The organism is Faecalibacterium prausnitzii (assembly GCF_049532945.1).
GTDB lineage: Bacteria > Bacillota > Clostridia > Oscillospirales > Ruminococcaceae > Faecalibacterium > Faecalibacterium prausnitzii_N.
Genome location: NZ_CP186691.1, coordinates 2462993 through 2486438 on the forward strand (window position 1 = coordinate 2462993; position 23446 = coordinate 2486438).

17 protein-coding genes, 3 rRNA genes and 1 other RNA gene are annotated in these 23446 nt (G+C 57.3%); 9 read left to right on the top strand and 12 right to left on the bottom strand.

The genetic code is table 11. The features are described from left to right. Nucleotides 1-22: 22 nt before the first annotated feature. Nucleotides 23-121: signal recognition particle sRNA small type (gene ffs, locus ACNQFG_RS12430), an RNA gene on the bottom strand. Nucleotides 122-310: 189 nt separating this feature from the next. Then, on the bottom strand, nt 311-1336 hold the full coding sequence (gene pta / locus ACNQFG_RS12435; RefSeq protein ID WP_005941982.1) for a phosphate acetyltransferase: 1026 nt from the start codon (nt 1334-1336) through the stop codon (nt 311-313). Between the two features lie 188 nt (nt 1337-1524). On the opposite strand from pta, the gene ACNQFG_RS12440 reads away from it, so the two are divergent. The 3 genes from ACNQFG_RS12440 (at nt 1525) to ACNQFG_RS12450 (ending at nt 5767) form a co-directional block, all read left to right on the top strand. Beyond that, nucleotides 1525-2091 (top strand): uracil-DNA glycosylase, encoded by a 567-nt coding sequence (locus ACNQFG_RS12440; RefSeq protein ID WP_423405133.1) that lies wholly within the window; start codon nt 1525-1527, stop codon nt 2089-2091. 66 nt (nt 2092-2157) lie between these two features. Then, complete coding sequence (locus tag ACNQFG_RS12445; RefSeq protein ID WP_423405134.1) at nt 2158-3243, top strand: hypothetical protein; 1086 nt, start codon at nt 2158-2160, stop codon at nt 3241-3243. 16 nt (nt 3244-3259) lie between these two features. Continuing rightward, entirely contained in the window at nt 3260-5767 is a 2508-nt protein-coding gene (locus ACNQFG_RS12450) for an ATP-dependent DNA helicase (RefSeq protein WP_423405135.1), read from the top strand. A 20-nt stretch (nt 5768-5787) separates the two neighbouring features. Here the strand turns inward: ACNQFG_RS12450 and ACNQFG_RS12455 are convergent, their stop codons facing one another. Next, complete coding sequence (locus ACNQFG_RS12455; protein ID WP_097792409.1) at nt 5788-6045, bottom strand: heavy-metal-associated domain-containing protein; 258 nt, start codon at nt 6043-6045, stop codon at nt 5788-5790. Between the two features lie 301 nt (nt 6046-6346). Between ACNQFG_RS12455 and ACNQFG_RS12460 the strand changes: the two genes are divergently transcribed. Both ACNQFG_RS12460 and ACNQFG_RS12465 read left to right on the top strand, forming a co-directional pair. After that, entirely contained in the window at nt 6347-6544 is a 198-nt protein-coding gene (locus tag ACNQFG_RS12460; protein ID WP_097792410.1) for a helix-turn-helix transcriptional regulator, read from the top strand. Nucleotides 6545-6547: 3 nt separating this feature from the next. Then, the gene (locus ACNQFG_RS12465; RefSeq protein WP_423405136.1) at nt 6548-6994 is read left to right on the top strand and encodes a DUF6773 family protein; all 447 of its coding nucleotides are present in this window, start codon (nt 6548-6550) and stop codon (nt 6992-6994) included. Between the two features lie 158 nt (nt 6995-7152). On the opposite strand, the gene yfcE is transcribed toward ACNQFG_RS12465, so the two are convergent. Beyond that, a complete protein-coding gene (gene yfcE, locus ACNQFG_RS12470; RefSeq protein WP_423405137.1) occupies nt 7153-7701 on the bottom strand; it encodes a phosphodiesterase in 549 nt (182 codons plus the stop codon). A 168-nt stretch (nt 7702-7869) separates the two neighbouring features. Between yfcE and ACNQFG_RS12475 the strand changes: the two genes are divergently transcribed. Then, nucleotides 7870-8637 (top strand): hypothetical protein, encoded by a 768-nt coding sequence (locus tag ACNQFG_RS12475; protein ID WP_423405138.1) that lies wholly within the window; start codon nt 7870-7872, stop codon nt 8635-8637. A 197-nt stretch (nt 8638-8834) separates the two neighbouring features. Beyond that, nucleotides 8835-10166, top strand: a complete 1332-nt coding sequence (locus ACNQFG_RS12480) for an MATE family efflux transporter (protein WP_423405139.1) — start codon at nt 8835-8837, stop codon at nt 10164-10166. 68 nt (nt 10167-10234) lie between these two features. Here ACNQFG_RS12480 and ACNQFG_RS12485 read toward each other — a convergent pair whose 3' ends face one another. The 8 genes from ACNQFG_RS12485 to ACNQFG_RS12520 form a co-directional block, all read right to left on the bottom strand. Further along, complete coding sequence (locus tag ACNQFG_RS12485) at nt 10235-10753, bottom strand: GrpB family protein (RefSeq protein ID WP_423405140.1); 519 nt, start codon at nt 10751-10753, stop codon at nt 10235-10237. A gap of 62 nt (nt 10754-10815) precedes the next feature. Beyond that, a 5S ribosomal RNA gene (gene rrf / locus ACNQFG_RS12490) occupies nt 10816-10932 on the bottom strand. Nucleotides 10933-11057: 125 nt separating this feature from the next. Next, nucleotides 11058-13892, bottom strand: a 23S ribosomal RNA gene (locus tag ACNQFG_RS12495). Nucleotides 13893-14160: 268 nt separating this feature from the next. After that, nucleotides 14161-15671 (bottom strand): 16S ribosomal RNA (locus tag ACNQFG_RS12500). Together the 16S, 23S and 5S rRNA genes form the textbook arrangement of a ribosomal RNA operon. 338 nt (nt 15672-16009) lie before the next feature. After that, the gene (locus tag ACNQFG_RS12505; RefSeq protein WP_423405141.1) at nt 16010-16207 is read right to left on the bottom strand and encodes a hypothetical protein; all 198 of its coding nucleotides are present in this window, start codon (nt 16205-16207) and stop codon (nt 16010-16012) included. Continuing rightward, nucleotides 16204-16992 (bottom strand): MBL fold metallo-hydrolase, encoded by a 789-nt coding sequence (locus ACNQFG_RS12510; protein ID WP_423405142.1) that lies wholly within the window; start codon nt 16990-16992, stop codon nt 16204-16206. Before ACNQFG_RS12510 ends, ACNQFG_RS12505 begins: the two co-directional genes overlap by 4 nt. Before the next feature lie 153 nt (nt 16993-17145). Then, nucleotides 17146-18429: a UDP-N-acetylglucosamine 1-carboxyvinyltransferase gene (locus ACNQFG_RS12515; protein WP_423405143.1), complete on the bottom strand. Its 1284-nt coding sequence runs from the start codon at nt 18427-18429 to the stop codon at nt 17146-17148. Between the two features lie 270 nt (nt 18430-18699). After that, nucleotides 18700-20706: a fructose-1,6-bisphosphatase gene (locus ACNQFG_RS12520; protein ID WP_423405144.1), complete on the bottom strand. Its 2007-nt coding sequence runs from the start codon at nt 20704-20706 to the stop codon at nt 18700-18702. Between the two features lie 134 nt (nt 20707-20840). Between ACNQFG_RS12520 and ACNQFG_RS12525 the strand changes: the two genes are divergently transcribed. Beyond that, nucleotides 20841-21758, top strand: a complete 918-nt coding sequence (locus ACNQFG_RS12525; protein ID WP_423405145.1) for a radical SAM protein — start codon at nt 20841-20843, stop codon at nt 21756-21758. Nucleotides 21759-22304: 546 nt separating this feature from the next. Continuing rightward, nucleotides 22305-23393: a sugar kinase gene (locus ACNQFG_RS12530; RefSeq protein WP_005945787.1), complete on the top strand. Its 1089-nt coding sequence runs from the start codon at nt 22305-22307 to the stop codon at nt 23391-23393. Nucleotides 23394-23446: the final 53 nt, after the last annotated feature.

A 23446-nucleotide genomic window follows, 5' to 3' on the forward strand; every position in this document is an offset into this window, starting at 1 on the left:
CCGCCTTGCGTAACTCGGCATACGGATGCAGGCTTACTGAAACGCACGAACGCACTGCTTAAGGCTGCTTGGTTCCCCACCTGACCTGGTTCACAGCGAATCCATCGTACAGGACCCGCATCCGTATGCCGAACCACGCAGCAGGCGCTGTCCGACAAGGCACAATTTGTGCTTGATTATTATAACATATCGGGAGGGAGATTGCAAGCCCTTCTCTGTTGTGAACGCTGGACTTGGTATGCCCCCGCAAAACGCAAAAGCCCCCGTCGGGCGGGCCGGCGGGGGCTTGGGATGCTTACTTCAAAAAAGCTCAAGACTGGCAGGCAGTGATCAGGCTCATCTTGTAGACCTCGTCGGCGTTGCAACCACGGGACAGGTCGTTGATGGGAGCGTTCAGACCCTGCAGGATGGGGCCGTAAGCTGCATAACCACCCAGACGCTGAGCAATCTTATAGCCGATGTTGCCGGCCTCGATGCAGGGGAAGATGAAGGTGTTGGCCTGACCAGCCACCTTGCTGCCCTTGCACTTGACCTGTGCAACTTCGGGAGCAACGGCAGCGTCAAACTGCAGCTCACCGTCCACAGCCAACTCGGGATCCATTTCCTGAGCCTTGATCACAGCGTCATGGCTCAAAGCAACGGTGCCGCCCTTGCCGGAGCCCTTGGTGGAGAAGCTCAGCACAGCAACCTTCGGATCGATGCCGAACAACTTTGCGGTCTTAGCGGTCTCGATAGCAACCTCAGCAAGCTTTGCAGAAGCGGCGATCTTGACCTCGCCGGTAGCCTTATCAATGGTATCGGTATAGTCGATGTTAACAGCGCAGTCGCCCATGGCAATGCGCTTCAGGCCCTCTTCACCGCAGTCACGGTCCAGAATGAAGCAGGAGCTGACCAGATGTGCGCCCTTCTTGGTCTTGACCAGCTGCAGAGCGGGACGAATGGTGTCGGCAGTGGAGTAAGTAGCGCCGCCCAGCAGGCAATCAGCCTTGCCCATCTTCACCAGCATGGTGCCGAAGTAGTTGGACTTCTTCAGCAGAGCGGTGCACTCCTCAGCGGTCTGCTTGCCCTTGCGCAGCTCCACCATGGTGTTGACCATCTCATCGAAACCGGCATAGTTCTCGGGGTCGATGATCTCGGCAGCGGAAATATCAAAGTTACCGGCGGCAGCAGCAGCCTTGCACTCAGCCTCGTTGCCCACCATGACGACCTTCAGCACGCCCTCGGCCAGCAGCTTTGCAGCGGCCTCCAGAATGCGGGGATCATTGCCCTCGGTGAAAACGATCGTCTTGGGATTTGCCTTCAGCTGTGCTACCAGCGGTGCAAACATATCAGCCATTGTGATTACCTCCGAATTTACTTTGCAATTATTCATGGGCAGCACAGACCTGCCCTTCTTTTTTATTTTAGCACAACCTCTGGAAACTTCAAGACAAAACCGCAATTTTGTGGTATATTTTGTAGCAGAAGATAAAACGTTCAATCGTTAAGAAAATGTCATTTAGTTTGTGAGAGGTTTAACGAAATATGGAATGGGAAACACTCAAGGCTCAGTGCCTTGCCTGCCACAACTGTGGGCTGTGCGAAACGCGGACGAACGTGGTGTTCGGTCAGGGTGCCAAGGACGCTGAGGTGCTGTTTGTGGGCGAAGGCCCCGGCCAGAATGAGGATGAGCAGGGTCTGCCCTTTGTGGGGCGCAGCGGCCAGCTGCTGGACAAATATCTGTTTGCCATCGACCTTGACCGCACGAAGAACTGCTATATTGCAAACATCGTCAAGTGCCGCCCGCCGCAGAACCGTGACCCCCAGCCTGCTGAGAGCGAAGCCTGTATGCCCTGGCTGCGGGAGCAGTTCCGCCTGCTGAAGCCAAAGATCGTGGTCTGCCTGGGGCGGGTGGCGGCCCAGCGGATGATCCGGGAGGACTTTTCGGTAGTCCGGGAGCACGGCGAGTTCTACAATAAGAACGGCATCCTCTTCATGGCCACCTACCACCCCGCCGCTCTTCTCCGCCAGCCCCGCAGCAAGCCGGACGCCTTCGCCGACTTTCTGGCCCTGCGGGAGAAGATCCAGGAGGTCTGCGAGCACACCTACTGAGCGGCCCTTCTCCGTGACACTTTCCTTTTGTTTTGCATATTCTAGAACAAAAGTGAGGTGTTCCTTATGACAAACATCCGGACCGATTCGGTCGATTTTTTCCTCGGAGCCACAACGCCTGCCGGTTTCAAGGGCTATTTTGAACCGCTGCGCCACGAACCCGGTATGCAGATGTACCTGATCAAAAGCGGGCCGGGCTGCGGCAAATCCACCCTGATGAAGCACATCGCACAGGCTGCCGAACAGAAGGGTGAACGCATCGAGAAGATCCACTGCGCCAGCGACCCCGACAGCCTCGACGGCGTCATCTTCCCGGAAAAGCGGCAGGCCATCCTGGACGCCACCGCGCCCCACACGATGGAGCCGGACGCCCCCGGTGCCGACGAGATCGTGGTGAGCCTGTACCACACCATCGACGCTGCGAAGCTCTCCCTCCACCGCGAGGAAGTCAAGGCGCTCTTTGCCCGGAACGCTTCCCTGCGCAGCCGGGCGGCGCGGTATATCGCCTCAGCCGGGAGCCTCCTGCTGGACAGCCGCCGCGCCGAAGCCTGCAGCGCCAATTTTGACAAGGTGCGCCGCTACGCCAAACGCCTCTGTACCCGAATGCTCCCCCGCCTGCCCGACACGGCCCGCCCCGGCGAGGAGCTGCGGCTGCTGTCGGCCATCACGCCCAAAGGGCCGGTCTTCTACCATGGCACCGTGCAGGCACTGGCCGACCGGCATATCGTCTTCCGCGACGACTACGGAGCCATCTCCCGCCTGCTGCTGGAGCTGATCCGCGCCGAAGCCCTGACGCGGGGCTACCACATTATTACCTGTCCATGCGCCATGCACCCGGAGGATAAGATCGACCATCTCTTCATCCCATCGCTGCGGCTGGCCTTTTTAACGGATAACCCCTGGCACCCGGTGCACATCTCCGGTGTGCAGGCTGTGCGGTGCACCCGCTTCCTTGACCGCGAGCACATGGCCGGGTTCCGCGCCCGCCTGCGCTTCAACGAGCGGGCCGCCACCGAGCTGCTGGACCAGGCCGTCGCCCTGATGGCGCAGGCCAAGAGTTGCCACGATGAGTTGGAGACCTATTACCGCGCCGCCGTCGATTTTGCCGAAGTCGAGAAGGTGACGGAGGAAACGATCAAAGCAATGTTGTAAAAGTGAGGTAATGTTCATGCCCTCCCCTCAACCAATCCGTCTGCCCATCCGGCAGCTGGTGGAATTTCTGCTGCGGACCGGCAGCATTGACAGCCGCTTCACCGGCTTCGACCGTGCCAACGAGGGAGCACGCATCCACCGCAGGCTGCAAAAAGCGGCGGGTGAAGGCTACGCTGCCGAGGTCTATCTGACAGCGCAGCGCGAGGTGGAGGGCCTTTTGTTTGTGCTGGAAGGCCGCGCCGACGGCATTTTCCAGAACGAAGACGGCACCGTCGTCATCGACGAGATCAAGACCACAGCCCTCCCCACCGAGGAACTGACCGAAGACCGGAACCCCTGCCACTGGGCACAGGGCATGGTGTATGGGGCCATCTACGCCGCGCAGAACCAGCTGGAGCGGCTCAGCGTCCGGCTGACCTATTACCAGATCGACACCGACGAGATCACCCGCTACATCCGGCACTTCACCACCGGGGAGCTGGACACCTTCCTCACCGGCCTGCTGCGGCAGTACGCCCCCTGGGCACGGCGGCAGATGACCTGGGCCGAGGCCCGCACCGCCAGCCTGACGGCTCTGACATTCCCCTTCCCAGCCTACCGGCCCGGACAGCGGGCTATGGCGGGCGAGATCTACCGCGCCTGCATCGCGGGCCGGAGCGGGCAGAAAAACGGCACCCGGCTGTTCTGTCAGGCTCCTACCGGCATTGGCAAGACCATGAGCGCGCTTTTCCCCGCGCTGAAAGCCATGGGCGAAGGCAACGGAGAAAAGCTGTTCTATCTCACGGCCCGCAACACGACCCAGACTGCCGCCGAGGATGCCCTCGCGCGGCTCCACGCCAGCACACCGGGGCTGGCCCTGCGCAGTGTGACGCTGACCGCCAAGGAAAAGGTCTGCCTGCATCAGGACGCAGAGGGACATCCCGCCTGCCTGCCGGAGCTTTGTCCCTACGCCAACGGCTACTACGAGCGGATCAAAGATGCCCTTGCCGCCCTGCTGGACGGTGCCCCGCGGTTCGACCGCGCCGCGCTGGAAGCCGCCGCCCGTCAGTTCACGGTCTGCCCGTTCGAACTGGGGCTTGACCTGAGCGCGTGGGCTGATGTCGTCATCGGTGACTACAACTATCTCTTTGACCCTGTGGTCCGGCTCCACCGCTTCTTCGATGCGGCGGGCGACTGGCTCTTTCTCATCGACGAGGCGCACAATCTGCCCGACCGGGCCCGCGCGATGTACTCGGCAGGGTTCGCAAAGTCTGCCCTCACCGACGCCAAACGCGCCCTCGGCCGGGGCAAAAGCAGCCTGAAAACAGCCCTTTCCCGCGCCGACCAGGCCTTTCTCGAAGCGCGGAAGCAGGTGGCCGTGCTGGCTCCCCGCCGGGGCGTTTCCCCTCCCGCAGCGGACGCCGCCGGGCAGACCAGCCTTTTGGAGGAGGCCCCTGCGCCGGGCATCGCCCTGCCCGAACCGCTGCTGGCGCAGGAGGGCACGGTCTTCTTCCGGGAGCTGCCCGACGCCCTGCTTAAGCCGCTCCACGCCTTGCAGGCACCTTTGCAGGACTGGCTGGAGCAAAACCCCGATGCCGACGCCCACGCCCAGCTGCTGGAACTTTATTTCGCCGTGCAGGACATCACCCGCGCAGCTGACCGGTACGACACCCACTTCGTCACCCAGCTCACGGCCCGCGGCAGCGAGCTGGAGCTGGAACTGCTCTGCCTCGACCCCTCCGCCTTTGTGGACGCGAGCCTTGGCTGCGGGCGGGCGGCGGCGCTGTTCAGCGCCACCCTCACCCCACCGGGCTACTACCGGGGCGTTCTGGGCTGTCCGGATGCCCGCGCCGTCGCCCTGGAAAGCCCCTTCCCGCCCGACCATCTGGGGCTGTACTGCCTGCCCGGCATCTCCACCCGCTACCGGGACCGGGAAGCCAGCATCCCCGCCGTGTCGGACGCACTGGCGGCGCTGGCCGGCGGAAAAGTGGGCAACTATCTGGCCTTTTTCCCCAGCTACGCCTACCTCCGCCGGGTCTACGAAGACTTCACGGTCCGGTATCCGGGCATCGCCACGCTGGCGCAGGAGAGCGGCCTGGACGACGCGGCACGGGCGGCATTTTTGCAAAAATTCACCCCGGACCCTGCGCAGACACTGCTGGGGTTCGGGGTGATGGGCGGCATCTTCGGGGAGGGCGTCGATCTGGTCGGCGACCGGCTCATCGGGTGTGCCATCGTGGGGGTCGGCCTGCCGCAGGTGAACCCCCGGCAGGAGATCCTGCGCCGCTACTACGACGAGCAGTCCGGCACCGGCTTCGACTACGCCTACCGCTATCCCGGCATGAACAAGGTGCTGCAGGCCGCTGGGCGGGTCATCCGCACCGCCGGAGACAGGGGCGTCGTCCTCCTTCTGGACGACCGCTTCGCCCGCAGCGAGTACACCCGCCTGTTCCCCCGCCACTGGCAGCACCTCAAGTACCTGAACGGCACCGAGGCCCTCAAAGAGGAGCTGGACCGCTTCTGGGGGCAGGGAAGCAGCCGTTGACCGGAACTGCCCGCGGGCCTTTATTTCTTCCAGAATGCGAAGAAGCCCTTCTTCTCGTAGGGTCTGGTCTCGGCACCGGTCACGGTATAGCCGGTGGCGGCGATGGCCTGTTTCAGCGTTTCGATGTCCAGTTCCTGCTCCGAGACGATGACCGTCTCGCCTCTGGTGTGGGAAGACGACACCTTGCTCACCTGCGCCGTCTTGCGCACCACCTCGTTGATGTGGCTCTCGCACATGCCGCACATCATCCCTTGGACTTTCAAGATCGTTTCCACCATTTCGGTTCTCCTCTCTGGATCGCATCAAGACCGGGCCATGATGTCCGGTTTTCGTCATTTTGTTAGTTGCCGCTAACTTTCGCAGAAATAAAAAAGGCTTCGTCCTTCCGCCCGCACAGAATGCCGCCGGTAAGAAGCTCCTCCTTCTTTTTTCAGTGCTATCATACCACGATTCCCTGCGAAACGCAACCCAGTATCGCTGACATTTTGTAAATTATACTTGACATTTTGTCGTGTAAGTGATATGCTCTGGTCAGAGGGTACGAGCTCACCCTCCCATCCCATTGTATGAGGTGACAACATGCCGAAAAATCTGAAACTGAAAGCGGCCCGCGCTGAAAAGGATCTGACACAGAGCGCACTGGCCGAGGCGGCGGGCGTCTCCCGCCAGACCATCAACGCCATCGAAAAGGGCGAGTATAACCCCACCATCAACCTTTGCCGCAGCATCTGCAAAATTCTGGGCAAAACACTGGACGAATTATTCTGGGAGGAATAAACGATGAAATTTTCACTGTACAGCAAGAAAAATCAGTTTGACGAGATGCAGGAGCAAACCATGCGCCGCATCGAAGCACGGGGCTTCTGGCTGCTGTGGGCAGGGCTGCTCCTCGCCATCCTCGTGCAGATCGTTCTCCGCACACCAAGCAGTCAGTGGGTCGGCGAGTCCGTTGTCTTCATGGTCGGCTGCTGCTACTCTCTCATCGAGTGCCTGCGCAACGGCCTGTGGGACCGCCACATCTGCGCAAATACCACCACCAACGTGGCAGGTTCCTTGCTTGCATGCGTCGCAGTCACCGTTGTCACCGGCCTTGCCTACGGCTATTGGCTGATCGCGCTCATTCCCGGTGTCATCACCGGCGTTCTCAGCTTCGTGCTCCTGCAAGTCTGTATGCACGTCGCCGAGAAGCGCCGCAAGGAACTTGATAACCCGAAGGACGAAGAGTAACCGCCCTCCCCCAGTCTGCTTCGCAGCCAGCCCCCTCGGTGAGGGGGCCTTTTTGCGTTACCCCGCAGTCCAAGCCTCCCTCCTTGAGGGAGGTGGCATCGCGCGAGCGATGACGGAAGGAGAGAAAAGCTCCCGGAGATGCGGCCACGCCCGCCTGCTTACAATGTCACCTCATGATACACTTCCCCGCTCGCCAGCTCCTTCCACTGGAATATGCTGTCTTCCAGCGTCATATAACTGTGGGGGCTGTTCTCCTTCGGGATGCTCACAGAACCGGGGTTCAGGTAGAGGTTCCCGTCTCCAAAGCTCTCCCACGCCGGAATGTGGGTGTGGCCATGTAGCAGGACATCCCCCGGAGCCAGCGGCGGCAGGTTTTTCTTATTATAAATGTGGCCGTGTGTGGCGTAGACCAGCTTTTCCCCCACCGGCAGGATGCAGTAATCCGCCATCACCGGGAAACTCAGCACCATCTGATCCACCTCAGCGTCACAGTTGCCCCGCACGCACAAAAGCGCCGGCTTCATCCCGTTCAGGAGCGGGATGACCTCCTTCGGGGCATAGCCCTCCGGCAGGTCGTTGCGGGGGCCGTGGTAGAGCAGGTCGCCGAGCAGCAGCAGGCGGTCTGCGCCCTCCCGCTCGAACGCCTCGACCATCTGGCGGCAGTATTTGGCCGACCCGTGCAGGTCGGATGCGATCATCCATTTCATCGTTCCATCTTCCTTTGCAGTTCCGTTGGCCCCATTATAGGGTCTGCGCTGCGGGCTGTCAAGCATTTGTCGCAGCCACGAAAAATCGTCTCTTGCCAAAATGGAGGAATCGTGGTACAGTATAGATGTTGTATTTTTCCAAAAACGATTTTACCACGAGGTTTTGATATGAAGAAACGTACCCGAAATGCCCTGATTTCCCTGACCGCATTGGCCCTTGGCGCAACCGTGCTCCTCACCGGCTGTGCAGAAGAAGCAGCCAGCAGCACCACCGAAGCCACTTCCACCCAGCAGAGTACTACCACGGCTGCTACCGCTCCCACTCAGCCTGCCATCACGAAGACTGCCACCGGCGCAACGGCTGCGCAGACGTCTGAGCTTCTCTCTTCCCTGACCCATCAGGAGATGGAGGAGCTGATCTCCGGCAACACCACGCTGGCTGAGATGGAGAAGAAACGTTTTAACCTGCCCGAAACCACTCCGGCCGCTTCCTCGGAGAGCACTGCATCTTCTGTTGCTTCCACTGCAGAGACTGTTTCCAGCTCCACCACAACTGCCGCTTCTACCGAGCAGACTGCTGCGCCGTCCTCTTACGATGCTGAGCTGCAGGATCTCATCGACCAGCTCTACGCTGTCAAGGCCCGCGCTGAGAGCGGACTGAACAGCGCCATCCAGTCCGCCAAGAGCGAATACTACGCTCTGCCTTCCAATGAGCAGACCCAGTCCCGCAAACTGTCCATCGTCATGAGCAAGTCTTCTGAGCTGAAGAATCTGCAATCCTCTTGCGACAGCGAGGTCAATACAATCTTGAACAAGATGCGCAAGCTGCTGCGGGAGAACGGCCAGAGCACCGCACTTGCTGATCAGGCCCTCGCCTCCTACGAGTCCCAGAAGAGCAGCACTTACAATTCTCTCAAGAGCAAACTCTTCGGCTGACCCTCTTGACAATCGCCTTCCAACGTGATATTCTAGGGTTCCTAAAATATCGTGTGGATTTTTACAGCATTCATTTCAGAGCTACTTTTCGCCACACAATGGTTCGCGGAAGCGCCCCATTGTGCGGCGTTTTTTTGCGCCTTTTTGGGGGCACCGCGGGCCGTGTCCGTTTGATTTCCTCAGAAAGGAAGCAGAAAATGAACGATACCTTTATGAAAACCAGACCGGTGCTGCCGCTGTTGGTATCCATGGCGCTGCCCAATGTTATTTCCATGCTGGTGAACAGTCTGTACAACATTGTAGACAGCCTGTTCGTGGCCCGCATCAGCGAAGACGCCATGACTGCGTTGTCGCTGGTGTTCCCGATCCAGAATTTTGCCAACGCCATCGCCATCGGCTTCGGTATCGGCATCAACGCGCAGATCGCACTCCACCTCGGTGCAGGCGACCGCGAAAAGGCGGACATCTCCGCCACCCACGGCATGGCCCTCTCGATCCTGCACGGCCTGCTGTGCACCGTGGCGGGCATCGCCATCATGCCGGGCTTTTTGCGCCGGTTCACCTCGGATGAGTCGCTGGTCTCGATGGGTGTTCTCTACGCCACCATCGTCTTCCTGTTCTCCATCGTCAACATGGCCGACCTTGCCTTCGAGAAGATGTTCCAGGCCGTAGGCCGGATGAACACCACGATGATCGCGCTGATCGCAGGCTGCATCTGCAACATTGCACTGGACCCGGTGCTCATCTTCGGCCTTGGCCCGGTGCCTGCCATGGGCATTGCGGGTGCAGCGCTGGCCACAAACCTCGGCCAGCTCGTCACCCTCTGCATTTACCTCTACTGCTACGCCACCTCCGACCTCCCGGTCCGGCTGCGCCGCAGGCATCTGCACTTTGATCCCGCACTGGACGGCAAACTGTATGCCATCGGCGTGCCGGCCATCCTCAATCTGGCCCTGCCATCTCTGCTGGTCACCTTCCTGAACGGCCTGCTGGCGGGCTTTTCCCAGAGCTACGTGGTGGTGCTGGGCATTTACTACAAGCTGCAGACCTTCCTGTATCTGCCCGCCAACGGCATCGTACAGGGTATGCGCCCACTGGTCGGCTATAACTACGGTGCAAGGGAGCATGGCCGCGTCGCCAGGCTCTACAACCTGACGCTGGGCCTGAGCGCCGCCATCATGGCCGTTGGCACCGTCCTCTGCCTGACCATCTCCGGCTCCCTCATCGGCCTGTTCAGCTCCAACCCGGAGACCATCGCCATCGGCACCACGGCCCTGCGCATCATCTGCCTGGGCTTCGTTGTCTCGGCAGTCTCCACCACCTCTTCCGGCGCGCTGGAGGGTCTGGGCAAGGGGGTGCCCTCGCTGGTCATCTCCCTCTGCCGCTATGTGTTCTTCATTATGCCGCTGGCCTGGGTGCTTTGCCGCACCCTTGGCCCCACCGGCGTCTGGCACGCCTTCTGGATCACGGAGGCCTGCTCTGCCGCCATCGCCTTCGTCGTCTACCGCAGAGCTGTCTCAAAGCGCTGAGCCTGCCCTGAAAGCACGACCGCCCCGCCGCATTGGGATGCACTCCCAGCGGCGGGGCGGTTTTTGTTTCACTCTTCCAGACCGCACATCCGGTAAAGCTCCGCAATGCACGGAGACTTATATTCCAGATACCGTTCGATGTCATCGGGGAAACGCCGTGCAGCCTGTTCTTTTACGCTGCTGTACCACTTCACAGCGTCCGGATTCTGGCGCAGAAATTCCCGGAACGTGATATGACGGCGCAGTTCTTCGGAATCTGCCGGGCAGACATACAGATGATGCAGCTGCAAATGCGGTTTGCCGGTATAGCAAAAGGCTTCCCGCCCTTCAATGCCGAGATTTCCCTCGTGCACGTATCCAATGGATGCAAGGCGCTCAATGGCCGCCTTCAGGCATGTCCTGTCCGGGATGACCACGTCTACATCAATGCAGGGCTTTGCCGACATTCCTTCCACGGAGGTGCTCCCCACATGTTCGATGCGCAGAGCCAGCTCTCCCATCGCGTCTTCCAGCTCCGCCCGGATCGCGGAAAAATCCTCTTTCCATTTGGGATCATAGGGCAAAACGACGACATGCGTTGTTCTCATGTTTCTCTCCTTCTCTCTGCAACAAAAAACGCCCTAAGATTTCTCTTAGAGCGTTTCGATCAAGTCGGCGACTACCTATTTTCACGCGCCGTTTCCAGCTAACTATCTTGGGCACGAGTGAGCTTAACTACTGTGTTCGGAATGGGAACAGGTGGGACCTCACCGTCATCGTCACCGACCATATGACTGGTTCAGTATACCATACGGTCTACTGTTCGTCCAGTGTTTTTAGAAGGACGTACCTTCAAAACTGAATAATCACTGCTCACATTTTTTCGTTGACTCTCAGAGTCTCAAGCGAATTGTGGTCAAGCCCTCGACCTATTAGTACACGCTTGCTGAATGGATCGCTCCACTTACACATCGTGCCTATCAACCTTGTAGTCTTCAAGGGGTCTTACCTGATCAAATCAGTGGGATATCTTATCTTTGGGTCGGCTTCACGCTTAGATGCTTTCAGCGTTTATCCGATCCGTACATAGTTGCCCAGCTATGCTCTTGGCAGAACAACTGGTGCGCCAGAGGTACGTCCGCTCCGGTCCTCTCGTACTAGGAACAGCTCCCATCAAATATCCTGCGCCCACGACAGATAGGGACCGAACTGTCTCACGACGTTCTGAACCCAGCTCGCGTACCGCTTTAATTGGCGAACAGCCAAACCCTTGGGACCGAATACAGCCCCAGGATGCGATGAGCCGACATCGAGGTGCCAAACCTCCCCGTCGATGTGGACTCTTGGGGGAGATCAGCCTGTTATCCCCAGGGTAACTTTTATCCGTTGAGCGATGGCATTTCCACTCACATACCACCGGATCACTAACTCCAACTTTCGTTACTGCTCGACCCGTCAGTCTCGCAGTTAGGCTCGCTTCTGCGTTTGCACTCTTTTGCTTGATTTCCGTTCAAGCTGAGCGAACCTTTGAACGCCTCCGTTACTTTTTAGGAGGCGACCGCCCCAGTCAAACTGCCCACCTAACAATGTCCCCCGCCTTGATTCAAAGGCGCAGGTTAGAATTCCAATATCGCAAGGATGGTATCCCAACGTCCTCTCCATGACCGCCAAAGCGATCACTTCCCTGAGTCCCATCTATCCTGTGCATGCAACATCGAAACCCAATATTAGGCTACAGTAAAGCTCCATGGGGTCTTTCCGTCTTGTCGCGGGTAACCGGCATCTTCACCGGTACTACAATTTCGCCGGGCGGGCTGTTGAGACAGTGCCCAAATCATTACGCCTTTCATGCGGGTCAGAACTTACCTGACAAGGAATTTCGCTACCTTAGGACCGTTATAGTTACGGCCGCCGTTCACTGGGGCTTCGATTCAATGCTTGCACATCTCCTCTTAACCTTCCAGCACCGGGCAGGCGTCAGCTCGTATACGTCATCTTTCGATTTAGCACAAACCTGTGTTTTTGGTAAACAGTTGCTTGGGCCGATTCTCTGCGGCTGCATTGCTGCAGCACCCCTTCTCCCGAAGTTACGGGGTCAATTTGCCGAGTTCCTTAACAACCCTTCTCCCGTTGGCCTTAGAATCTTCTTCCTACCTACCTGTGTCGGTTTGCGGTACGGGCACCGCAGAAATTCACACAGCTTTTCTCGCCATCTTCCATCTCGGACTTCGGTACTAACTTCCCTCGATCGCTACCGGAACCAACACCCGGCTCCGAGACTTCATATGTGTCCCTGTGTTTAACTCTTTTGGTGGTGACGGAATCTCTACCGTCTGTGCATCGGCTACGCCGTTAGGCCTCACCTTAGCTCCCGACTGACCTGGAGCGGACGAACCTTCCTCCAGAAACCTGAGGCTTTCGGCCATGCAGATTCTCACTGCATTCGCGCTACTCATTCCGGCATTCTCACTTCTATACACTCCACAGCCGCTTGCGCTACTGTTTCACCGCGTATACAACGCTCCCCTACCCAATACATTGCTGTATTGCCTAAGCTTCGGTGTCAGGTTTAGCCCCGTTAAATTCTCCGCGCAAAGACGCTCGACCAGTGAGCTATTACGCACTCTTTGAATGAGTGGCTGCTTCTGAGCCAACATCCTGGTTGTCTACGTATCTTCACATCGTTTTCCACTTAACCTGACTTTGGGACCTTAGCTGTAGATCTGGGCTGTTTCCCTTTTGACAATGACATTTATCTGACACTGTCTGACTCCCAAGCATCAATACTCTGGCATTCTGAGTTTGATAAGCTTCGCTAACCTCTCGGCCGCTAGGCTATTCAGTGCTTTACCTCCAGGTATCTAACTTGAGGCTAGTCCTAAAACTATTTCGGGGAGAACCAGCTATCTCCGGGTTCGATTGGAATTTCTCCGCTACCCACAGTTCATCCGCCGCCTTTTCAACGGAGGTCGGTTCGGTCCTCCATGGAATTTTACTTCCACTTCAACCTGACCATGGGTAGGTCACCCGGTTTCGGGCCCATTATATGCAACTTAACGCCCTTTTCAAACTCGCTTTCGCTTCGGCTCCAGACCTTAAGTCCTTAACCTTGCTGCATACAATCGCTCGCCGGACCGTTCTACAAAAAGTACCCTATCACACATTGACGTGCTCTAGGTGCTTGTAGGCACAGGGTTTCAGGTTCTTTTTCACTCCCCTCCCGGGGTGCTTTTCACCTTTCCTTCACAGTACTATACGCTATCGGTCACTGGGTAGTATTTAGGGTTGGAGGGTGGTCCCCCCGTATTCCGACCAGGTTTCACGTGTCTGGCCGTACTCTGGAACTTGCTCAGCTCTTGTCATTTTCACCTACGTGGTTCTCACACTCTCTGACCGGCCTTCCCATGCCGTTCGGTTAACAACTTAAGTCCTAAATGCAGTCCGTACCCCGAAAGTATTTCTACTCTCGGTTTGCCCTCTTCCGCGTTCGCTCGCCACTACTTACGGAATCTCGTTTGATGTCTCTTCCTCGCCCTACTTAGATGTTTCAGTTCAGGCGGTTCCCTCGATATACCTATTTTGAAGTTCAGTATAACGTACCTGAGTATGAACCCAGGTGAGTTTCCTCATTCAGAAATCTCCGGATCAATGCTTATTTGCAGCTCCCCGAAGCTTATCGCAGCTTATCACGTCTTTCATCGGCTCCCAGTGCCAAGGCATTCGCCCTGCGCCCTTGTTCGCTTGACCTTTCAAACGTTCTCTTGGAACATTTGGTATCCTCTTGATTCTCTCTTGCCAACGAAGATTATTGTTACCCTTCCTTTTGAAATTGCAATATTTCTTAAAAAGAACTTACTATAATCTTTGTTTCGCAGTTATTATTCAGTTTTCAAGGTACGTCTTTGAGTGTCCTTTTCAGGGCCCTCAAAATCGAACAATATCTACTCTACTTGTCTCTGTCACCTGTTCCAGGAAGAAACCATCTTCGATGCTTCCTTCCTGCCTGACTCCTTAGAAAGGAGGTGATCCAGCCGCAGGTTCTCCTACGGCTACCTTGTTACGACTTCACCCCAATCACCAGTTTTACCTTCGGCGGCGTCCTCCTTGCGGTTAGACTACCGACTTCGGGTCCCCCCGGCTCTCATGGTGTGACGGGCGGTGTGTACAAGGCCCGGGAACGTATTCACCGTGGCATGCTGATCCACGATTACTAGCAATTCCGACTTCGTGCAGGCGAGTTGCAGCCTGCAGTCCGAACTGGGACGTTGTTTCTGAGTTTTGCTCCACCTCGCGGTCTTGCTTCTCTTTGTTTAACGCCATTGTAGTACGTGTGTAGCCCAAGTCATAAAGGGCATGATGATTTGACGTCATCCCCACCTTCCTCCGTTTTGTCAACGGCAGTCTGGCCAGAGTCCTCTTGCGTAGTAACTGACCATAAGGGTTGCGCTCGTTGCGGGACTTAACCCAACATCTCACGACACGAGCTGACGACAACCATGCACCACCTGTCTCCTTGCTCCGAAGAGATTACATATTTCTATGTCTGTCAAGGGATGTCAAGACTTGGTAAGGTTCTTCGCGTTGCGTCGAATTAAACCACATACTCCACTGCTTGTGCGGGCCCCCGTCAATTCCTTTGAGTTTCAACCTTGCGGTCGTACTCCCCAGGTGGATTACTTATTGTGTTAACTGCGGCACTGAAGGGGTCAATCCTCCAACACCTAGTAATCATCGTTTACGGTGTGGACTACCAGGGTATCTAATCCTGTTTGCTACCCACACTTTCGAGCCTCAGCGTCAGTTGGTGCCCAGTAGGCCGCCTTCGCCACTGGTGTTCCTCCCGATATCTACGCATTCCACCGCTACACCGGGAATTCCGCCTACCTCTGCACTACTCAAGAAAAACAGTTTTGAAAGCAGTTTATGGGTTGAGCCCATAGATTTCACTTCCAACTTGTCTTCCCGCCTGCGCTCCCTTTACACCCAGTAATTCCGGACAACGCTTGTGACCTACGTTTTACCGCGGCTGCTGGCACGTAGTTAGCCGTCACTTCCTTGTTGGGTACCGTCATTATCTTCCCCAACAACAGGAGTTTACAATCCGAAGACCTTCTTCCTCCACGCGGCGTCGCTGCATCAGGGTTTCCCCCATTGTGCAATATTCCCCACTGCTGCCTCCCGTAGGAGTCTGGGCCGTGTCTCAGTCCCAATGTGGCCGTTCAACCTCTCAGTCCGGCTACCGATCGTCGCCTTGGTGGGCCGTTACCTCACCAACTAGCTAATCGGACGCGAGGCCATCTCAAAGCGGATTGCTCCTTTTCCCCCTGCTCGATGCCGAGCCGTGGGCTTATGCGGTATTAGCAGTCGTTTCCAACTGTTGTCCCCCTCTTTGAGGCAGGTTCCTCACGCGTTACTCACCCGTTCGCCACTCGATCGAAGAAGCGAGCTCCTTCTCTCTCGTTCGACTTGCATGTGTTAGGCGCGCCGCCAGCGTTCGTCCTGAGCCAGGATCAAACTCTTTATAAATGATATTTATCACTTAAAAAGTGTTAAATCTTCTTCGCTCAGCACACAATCGCTTGCGTCCTGTGTGAATTACTTTGTTTGGAATTGTTTACCGTGTTTTTCCAACACGAAAATAGGTTCCGTTACAAGTTTTTCGATATTGTTCAATTTTCAAGGTCCTATGCGCCTCAGCCGACCGGCTGACGACTTAATCATTTTATCACAGAAGTGATTTTTTGTCAAGCACTTTTTTCGAAGCGTTTCGAACGTTTTGAACTTGGATCGCTTCAAGTTTCTCGGAACAAACCGGAACTTCTCGGCGTCTATTGGTTCTTTTCTTTCGCTTCTCAGCTGGGACTTCAGAAGTCATTCTTTTGTCTCAGCGCTTGGCGCTCAAGTATAATACCATACACCGGGGTGGATGTCAACACTTTTTTACAAGTTTTTTCAAGGAAATTTGAATTTCCTTCATTTTCTTGGATTTCATCTTCTATCCAATCGCGGCAGAGTGCATCAGTTGGGCCATTTTTCGGTGTTTTTCTAACGTTATTTCTCAAAATTCCAGTACCGGGCTAACCTCATTCCGCCGCTGGGTCTGGACGACGCAGTCCTTTTCTGGGATGACACCGGCTGCACCAAAGGTGTTGAAGACCGTCTGCAGCGCGAGCATGGGGGTATTATTTTCCTGCGAAAGATGGCACAGCGCAAACTTTTTGCACCCTTCCTGAATGAGTTCCAGCAGCTTTGCCGAGCACTCGTCGTTGGAAAGGTGGCCCCGGGTGCTTTCAATGCGTGCCCGTAAGTAATAGGGGTACGGCCCGCTGCGCAGCATGTGCAGGTCGTAGTTGCTCTCCAGTGCCACAAGGTCGCAGCCGGAAAGCGCCTCGTGCACCGGCGGCGTGAGCACACCAAGGTCGGTTGCAATGGTCATGGTCTTGCCGTCCGGGGTGTGGATGCGGTAGCCCACACAGGGCACATCGTGGCTGGTGGGAAAAGCCGTGACGCCGAAATCGCCGATGTCCTCTTCCCCGCCGGAGACGCTGTGCATCTCGCACGAAACGGGCACGATGCCGTTGCTGTCCAGAAAATCCAGCGTTGCCGCTGCACCGTACACTGGCAGCGTGTTCTTTTTGAGGAAGGTGGAAAGCCCCTTCACATGGTCGCTGTGCTCGTGGGTGACAAGGATTCCCGCACAGTCGCTGATATTCAGGTCCATCGCTTTGAGGGCCGCACCTGTGGTGCGGACGCCTTTTCCCATATCTACAATGAGATACCGCTGCCCGCAGCGCACCACACTGCTGTTGCCGGAGGAACCCGAATATAACGAGATGAATTCTGCCATTGGTCTCCTCATAAAAGCAGCCCGCTGCAAAGACGCAGCAGGCTGGTTCAAATTCTGTGATTCTCTGTACAACCCCTCCGTCGGGCTTCGCCCGCCAGCTCCCCTATCCGGAGAAGCGGCATCACATCAGCGATGACGGAGAGGTTTATTCCGTTACATGGCCGATTCCAGTGCAGCGGGCATACGCTCCACCTTGCTGATGTCTGCACCCAGACCGCGCAGCTTTTCCACGATATTCTCGTAGCCGCGCTCGATGTGGCCGATTTCCTCGATCTCACTGGTGCCGTCTGCCATCAGCGCAGCCACCACCATGGCAGCGCCTGCACGCAGATCCAGTGCGCGCAGCGGTGCAGGGGTGAGCTTATCCACGCCCTCAAACACAGCCACCTGACCGTCCACCTGCACGTTGGCACCCATCTTGCGCAGCTCGTCCACATAGCGGAAGCGGTTGTCCCACACGCTCTCGGTCACGGTGCTGGTGCCCTTGGCCACGCTCAGCAGCACGCCCATCAGGGGCTGCATGTCGGTGGGAAAGCCGGGATGCGGCATCGTGTTGATCTTCAGCGGCAGAATATCGCCGGTGCGGCGCACACGCACAGCATCGTCAAATTCTTCCACCTCCACGCCTGCACGGCGCAGCTTTTCGGTAATGGGTTCCAGATGCTTGGGGGTGACGTTCTTCACCAGAACATCGCCGCCGGTGGCAGCAGCAGCCACCATGTAGCTGCCAGCCTCGATCTGATCCGGGATGATGCTGTAGGTGCAGCCGTGCATCTTTTCCACACCGCGCACCTTGATCACATCGGTGCCTGCGCCGCGGATGTTCGCACCGCACATATTCAGGAAGTTTGCCAGATCCACCACATGGGGTTCCTTGGCACAGTTTTCCAGAATGGTCTGGCCCTTGGCCATTACAGCGGAGAGCATACCGTTCATGGTAGCGCCCACGCTGACCTTATCAAAGAAGATGTGTGCACCGTTCATCTCCTTGGCGCGCACGGTGATCATGCCGTAGTCCACGCTGTCCTCTGCGCCCAGAGCACTGAACACCTTCAGGTGCTGGTCAATGGGGCGGGGGCCGAGGTTGCAGCCGCCGGGCATGGCCACCTGAGCCTTGCCAAAACGGGACAGCAGTGCGCCCAGAAAGTAGTAGCTGGCGCGCATCTGGCGGGACAGGTCGTCCGGGACGTTGGTGCCGGTCAGATGGGTGGTGTCGATCTCGTAGGTGTTGCGGTTGATCATTTTGATCTGTGCGCCCAGAACGCTGAGGATCTTCAGGCTCACCGCCACATCACTGATATCCGGCAGATTCTCGATCACACAGACATCCGCTGCCAGAATGGTTGCAGGCAGGACGCCCACCGCCGCATTTTTGGCACCCGAAATGGTAACTTCGCCGTGCAGGGGCTTGCCGCCCGTAATAACAAATTTCTCCAATTTTATGATCTCCTTGTCGTGGGGCTTGCGTGTGCGCCCCCAAAGGGCTTTTGTTTCTCGTCACAATAAAATCCGATGCACTCCATTGGGCATACGCTCTCAAGATATGCTATCTTATTATACACGACTTCGGCCAAAAAGCAAAGACCCATTTGCACAGCAGGGATTATTTTCTGTTTTGCCCAGAAAAAGCGCAGATATTCAGTTATTTTGTTTGTTTTTTCAAAAATTTTACAAAAATCTTGTCAGGCTGCACGAAGCAGGCCGCCTTTACCAGACGCAGTCTTCGCAATGTGTCTCCTTGAGCCAGCCCAACTGATAGGCCTTGACCAGCTGTTTCAGGTCATGCACACGCTCCCGCAGCACCTCGCCCTCGTCGGTGTCCTCCACGAGAATGCGATGATTTTCGGTCTCCAGAATGTTTTTCTGGGAAATGATATCCAGATTATCCTTCACCGCTTTCTCGGCACTTTCAAAGGGCTGATGGGTGCGCAGGGACATGGTGCGGCTGGAATACACCAGCGTGTAGCCCGCAATGCCGGTCTTTTCGTGGTAGGCACGGCAGAAACCGCCGTCGATCACCACCAGCCGTCCGCCGCCCTTGATGGGGCTTTCGCCGTTCTTTTCCCGCACCGGCACGTGGCCGTTGACGATGTGGCTGGCACCGGGCAGGCCAAACTCGGCCAGAATGCGGCGGCAGACGGCCTCATCGTTATACCATGTATAATAGGGGTCCTTCACCTCGGTGTGGGTGGAAGCGTCCTCTACATAGAGCCGCTCGAAGGTGGTCATGGCACTGCGGCCAAACAGCGGCGAAAGCTTGCCGCACCACAGATACCACAAAAAATCCTGTCCGCTCTGGCGCGCAAGAGAGCCTTCCGGGCCAAAGTAGCCCCGGCGGGCGCGGGCATCGCAGTAGTCCATCAGTGCGCGGCCGGAGTAGTAGCGGCCCTCAAAGCGCTCCATGGCAAAGGTGCCGCGGCTGGTCATGGGCACAGCGCCATGGTAGAGCAGGTTGCCGTTCTCAATGTGGTACACGCTGCCCTTTGCATAGAGAAATTCAACATGCTGCTGCAGTTTTTCGCTCTGGCGGAAGGACTGCACCAGCTTGTCCAGCACCACCTGCTCGTCCGGATTGAGCCGGGCGGGGTCGGCGGGGTCTACGGTGGGGAAGCTCGTATCCCGCAGGGGATATGAACTGCCGTTTACGGTGACGGTCCCCTTCTCCCAGTCGATGTGGCGGAGGAAGCCGCGGCCTTTCATCTTAAAATCGGGGTTGCGGTCGATGACATGGCACTCCAGCTTGAACATCAGAATGCTGATGGCCTTGTGCATCACGGCACAGCGGTGCAGCATACCGGGCGTATAGGGGCCGCGGGCTGCATCGGTATGAGGCATCCAGATGGAAAGATCATCATTGCCGTAGAACTGCTCGGCCATGCGCTGCAGATGGCGCAGGTTGATGCCGTAGCAGTCCTCCAGCATTCCGTGGTTATGATAAGCCAGCGTGGTCTTGAGCACCGTGCAGATGCAGATGGGGCTGCCCGCAGCGGCACCCATCCATACTACATCGTGGTTGCCCCACTGGATATCCACATTGTGGTGGCGCATGAGCAGATCGAGGATGATATCCGGGCGTGGGCCGCGGTCGAACAGGTCGCCCACGATGTGCAGCTTGTCCACTGCCAGATGCTTGATCAGCTCGCACAGCCGCACGATAAAGCGGTCGGCGCGGCCATTTTCAATGATGCTGCCCACGATCTGGCCGTAGTACAGATCCTTGTCGTGATCCTCAAAATGGGCGTGGAGCAGCTCGTCCAGAATGTAGCCGCAGCTGGCAGGCAGGCATCTGCGTACATGGTCGCGGGTATGCTTGGAGGACACCAGACGGCAGATATCAATGAGCCTCAGCAGCGTTTCGGTGTACCACTGATCCAGCGCTTCCTCGCTGGTACAGCGTGCCTTGAGCTGGGGCAGCTTTTCGTTGGGGTAATAGATCAGCGTTGCCAGCTCGGCGCGGGCCGCCTCCGGGATGGTATCGCCCAGCACGATATCGACTTTTTCGCGGATGACGCCGGACGCCGAGTTCAGGATGTGGACAAAGGCCTCGTTCTCGCCGTGCAGGTCGCTCATGAAGTGCTCGGTACCCTTGGGCAGCTTGAGCAGTGCCTGCGTGCTGATGATCTCGCTGGCTGCCGCCGCCTGCGAAGGATAATCCCGCGCCAGCAGGGCCAGATATTTCAGGTGGTCTCGGATCTCCTCATTTTCAGTGCGCATAGCGTCCTCCCCAAATTATGCAGTATTCTTTCATCGCATGAAATATTCAACCATAGTATACCACAACTGCGCCCAAAAATGGTATAATAGAAGCGAGCAATTTGTTCAAAACTTTCGCAAAGGACTTGGATAGTATGCCCAAAACCACCAACTTCGCACCCAAAACCTGTACGCTTTGCCCCCGGCAGTGCCGCGCGGACCGCGCCGCCGGGCGGGTCGGCTTCTGCGGGGCAGGCGGTGCGCTGAAAGCCGCCCGCGCCGCCCTCCATTTCTGGGAAGAACCCTGCATCAGCGGCACAAAGGGCAGCGGCACGGTGTTCTTTTCCGGCTGCACCCTCAAATGCTGCTTCTGCCAGAACTATCCCATCAGCGCCGAGGGCCTTGGCAAGGAGATCAGCGTGGAACATCTGGCAGAGATTTTCCTGAATCTGCAGGAGCAGGGTGCCAACAACATCAATCTGGTCACGCCCGGCCAGTGGCGGCCCTGGATCATTGCGGCGCTCGACCTGGCGCGGGCGCAGGGGCTGCACCTCCCCATCGTATGCAACACCGGCGGCTACGAGACGCTGGAGAGCATTGAGCGCTGGCGGGGGTATATCGACATCTGGCTGGCCGACCTGAAGTACTTCTCCCCTGCCCTGTCCGCCGAGCTTTCGGCCGCGCCGGATTACTTTGCGGTGGCCAGACCCGGCATCGAAGCCATGATGGCACAGGCCGGGCACCCGGTGTTCAATGCAGAGGGCATCCTGCAAAAGGGGGTCATTCTGCGGCACCTTGCCCTGCCCGGCCATGTTGACGACAGCTTTGCGGTGCTTGACCAGATGGCCGCGTGGAACGATGCAGACCCCGGATGCTTCATCCCCAGCGTCATGAGCCAGTACACACCGTTTTACAAAGCCGCAGAGCACGGCATCGGACGGCGCATTACCACCTATGAATACCGCCGGGTGGTCAACTATGCCATGGACAAGGGACTGGCGCAGGGCTACATGCAGCAGAAGAGCAGCGCGAAGGAAGAGTATACCCCCAGCTTTGATCTGACGGGGGTGTGACCCTCTCCGTCACCTTCGGTGACAGCTCCCCCAAAGGGGGAGCCCTTGGCAGGCCGGGTAGGCCCTGCTGTTCGCTTGGGCCCAATTGGGCGCAAAGCGCCGGGCCCTGTCCGAATGGGCAGCAACAGCGGAACAATGCTCTGATAAAGGGCGCTTGGCAAACAGCCGTGAATCTCAACCGCGGAGCCCGGTCGTTTCCGGACGCGAAAAACTTCGCTCGTCCAGCACGGCCACTACCGGCTCGCCAGTGGCTCCCCTACCAGGGGAGCTGGCGGGCGTAAGCCCGACTGAGAGGTTGTACGAAGAAAAAACTGCCCTCTGAGAACAGGCTGTCTGCGAAGCAGACTGAGAGGTTGGCCTCGCCCTTCGGGAGAGTTGGCACCGCCGACGGAGAGGGTTCGTCAAAACCGCCAAAAATCCCCGCTTATTTTCTCTTTTCATCCGCGGCATTTGCTTGCTATCTGCTTCGGGGTGCGGTATAATGGATACAACAATGTGTTCTCACATCGTTACGGTATAAAGCAACGACTTTTTAGGAGGAGCGTTATGGAACATTTCAACCCGATCCTTGGCAACGATACCACCGGCCAGAAATTCATCACCTGCGGCGAGATCATGCTGCGCCTGACCCCGCCGAACTACGAGAAGATCCGTATGGCATCCGGCTTTGAGGCCAGCTACGGCGGCAGCGAGGCCAACATTGCACTGGCACTGGCGAACCTTGGTGTGGACAGCACCTTCTTCAGCGTGGTGCCCAACAACAGTCTGGGCAAGAGCGCCGTGCGATGGCTGCGTTCCAACGACGTGCACTGCACCCCTATGATCCTGACCGAGCCGAACGAGACTCCTTCCAACCGTCTGGGTACTTATTATCTGGAGACCGGCTACGGCATCCGCCCGTCCAAGGTCATCTATGACCGCAAGCACAGTGCCATTACTGAGTACGATTTCTCTCAGGTGGATCTGGATGCTTTGCTGGACGGCTACGACTGGCTGCACCTGAGCGGCATCACCCCGGCACTGGCACCCAACTGCCGCACCCTCATTCTGGATATGCTCAAGGTCGCCAAAAACAAGGGCCTGACCGTCAGCTTCGACGGCAATTTCCGCTCCACCCTGTGGAGCTGGGAAGAAGCCCGCGATTTCTGCACCGAGTGCCTGCCCTATGTGGATGTGCTGCTTGGCATTGAGCCGTACCACCTGTGGAAGGATGAGAGCGACCACTCCAAGGGCGACTGGAAGGACGGCGTGCCTCTGCAGCCCAGCTATGAGCAGCAGGACGAGATTTTCCAGCACTTCATCGAGCGGTATCCCAACCTCAAGTGCATTGCCCGCCATGTGCGTTATGCGCACAGCGGCAGCGAGAACAGCCTGAAGGCCTTCATGTGGTACGATGGCCACACCTTCGAGAGCAAGCTGTTCACCTTTAATATCCTTGACCGCGTGGGCGGCGGCGATGCCTTTGCCAGCGGCCTGATCTACGCCATGCTGCACAACTACAGAGCCATGGATATGATCAACTTTGCGGTGGCAAGCAGTGCCATCAAGCACACCATCCACGGCGATGCCAACATCACCGATGATGTGAGCACTATCCGCAATCTGATGAACATGAACTACGATATCAAGCGTTGAGTTTCGCCTCAGCGCTTCCGTCTGCCGGGAACCGACCGCTGTACGTTGGTTTC

Excerpts from the sequence above, each read along its gene's own strand:
- ACNQFG_RS12460 (WP_097792410.1), top strand. The coding sequence starts at position 6,347 with ATGCCGAAAAATCTGAAACTGAAAGCGGCCCGCGCTGAAAAGGATCTG.
- ACNQFG_RS12465 (WP_423405136.1), top strand. The coding sequence starts at position 6,548 with ATGAAATTTTCACTGTACAGCAAGAAAAATCAGTTTGACGAGATGCAG.
- ACNQFG_RS12485 (WP_423405140.1), bottom strand. The coding sequence starts at position 10,753 with ATGAGAACAACGCATGTCGTCGTTTTGCCCTATGATCCCAAATGGAAA.
- ACNQFG_RS12475 (WP_423405138.1), top strand. The coding sequence starts at position 7,870 with ATGAAGAAACGTACCCGAAATGCCCTGATTTCCCTGACCGCATTGGCC.
- ACNQFG_RS12440 (WP_423405133.1), top strand. The coding sequence starts at position 1,525 with ATGGAATGGGAAACACTCAAGGCTCAGTGCCTTGCCTGCCACAACTGT.
- ACNQFG_RS12510 (WP_423405142.1), bottom strand. The coding sequence starts at position 16,992 with ATGGCAGAATTCATCTCGTTATATTCGGGTTCCTCCGGCAACAGCAGT.
- pta (WP_005941982.1), bottom strand. The coding sequence starts at position 1,336 with ATGGCTGATATGTTTGCACCGCTGGTAGCACAGCTGAAGGCAAATCCC.
- ACNQFG_RS12520 (WP_423405144.1), bottom strand. The coding sequence starts at position 20,706 with ATGCGCACTGAAAATGAGGAGATCCGAGACCACCTGAAATATCTGGCC.
- ACNQFG_RS12480 (WP_423405139.1), top strand. The coding sequence starts at position 8,835 with ATGAACGATACCTTTATGAAAACCAGACCGGTGCTGCCGCTGTTGGTA.
- ACNQFG_RS12450 (WP_423405135.1), top strand. The coding sequence starts at position 3,260 with ATGCCCTCCCCTCAACCAATCCGTCTGCCCATCCGGCAGCTGGTGGAA.
- ACNQFG_RS12525 (WP_423405145.1), top strand. The coding sequence starts at position 20,841 with ATGCCCAAAACCACCAACTTCGCACCCAAAACCTGTACGCTTTGCCCC.
- ACNQFG_RS12445 (WP_423405134.1), top strand. The coding sequence starts at position 2,158 with ATGACAAACATCCGGACCGATTCGGTCGATTTTTTCCTCGGAGCCACA.
- ACNQFG_RS12455 (WP_097792409.1), bottom strand. The coding sequence starts at position 6,045 with ATGGTGGAAACGATCTTGAAAGTCCAAGGGATGATGTGCGGCATGTGC.
- ACNQFG_RS12530 (WP_005945787.1), top strand. The coding sequence starts at position 22,305 with ATGGAACATTTCAACCCGATCCTTGGCAACGATACCACCGGCCAGAAA.
- yfcE (WP_423405137.1), bottom strand. The coding sequence starts at position 7,701 with ATGAAATGGATGATCGCATCCGACCTGCACGGGTCGGCCAAATACTGC.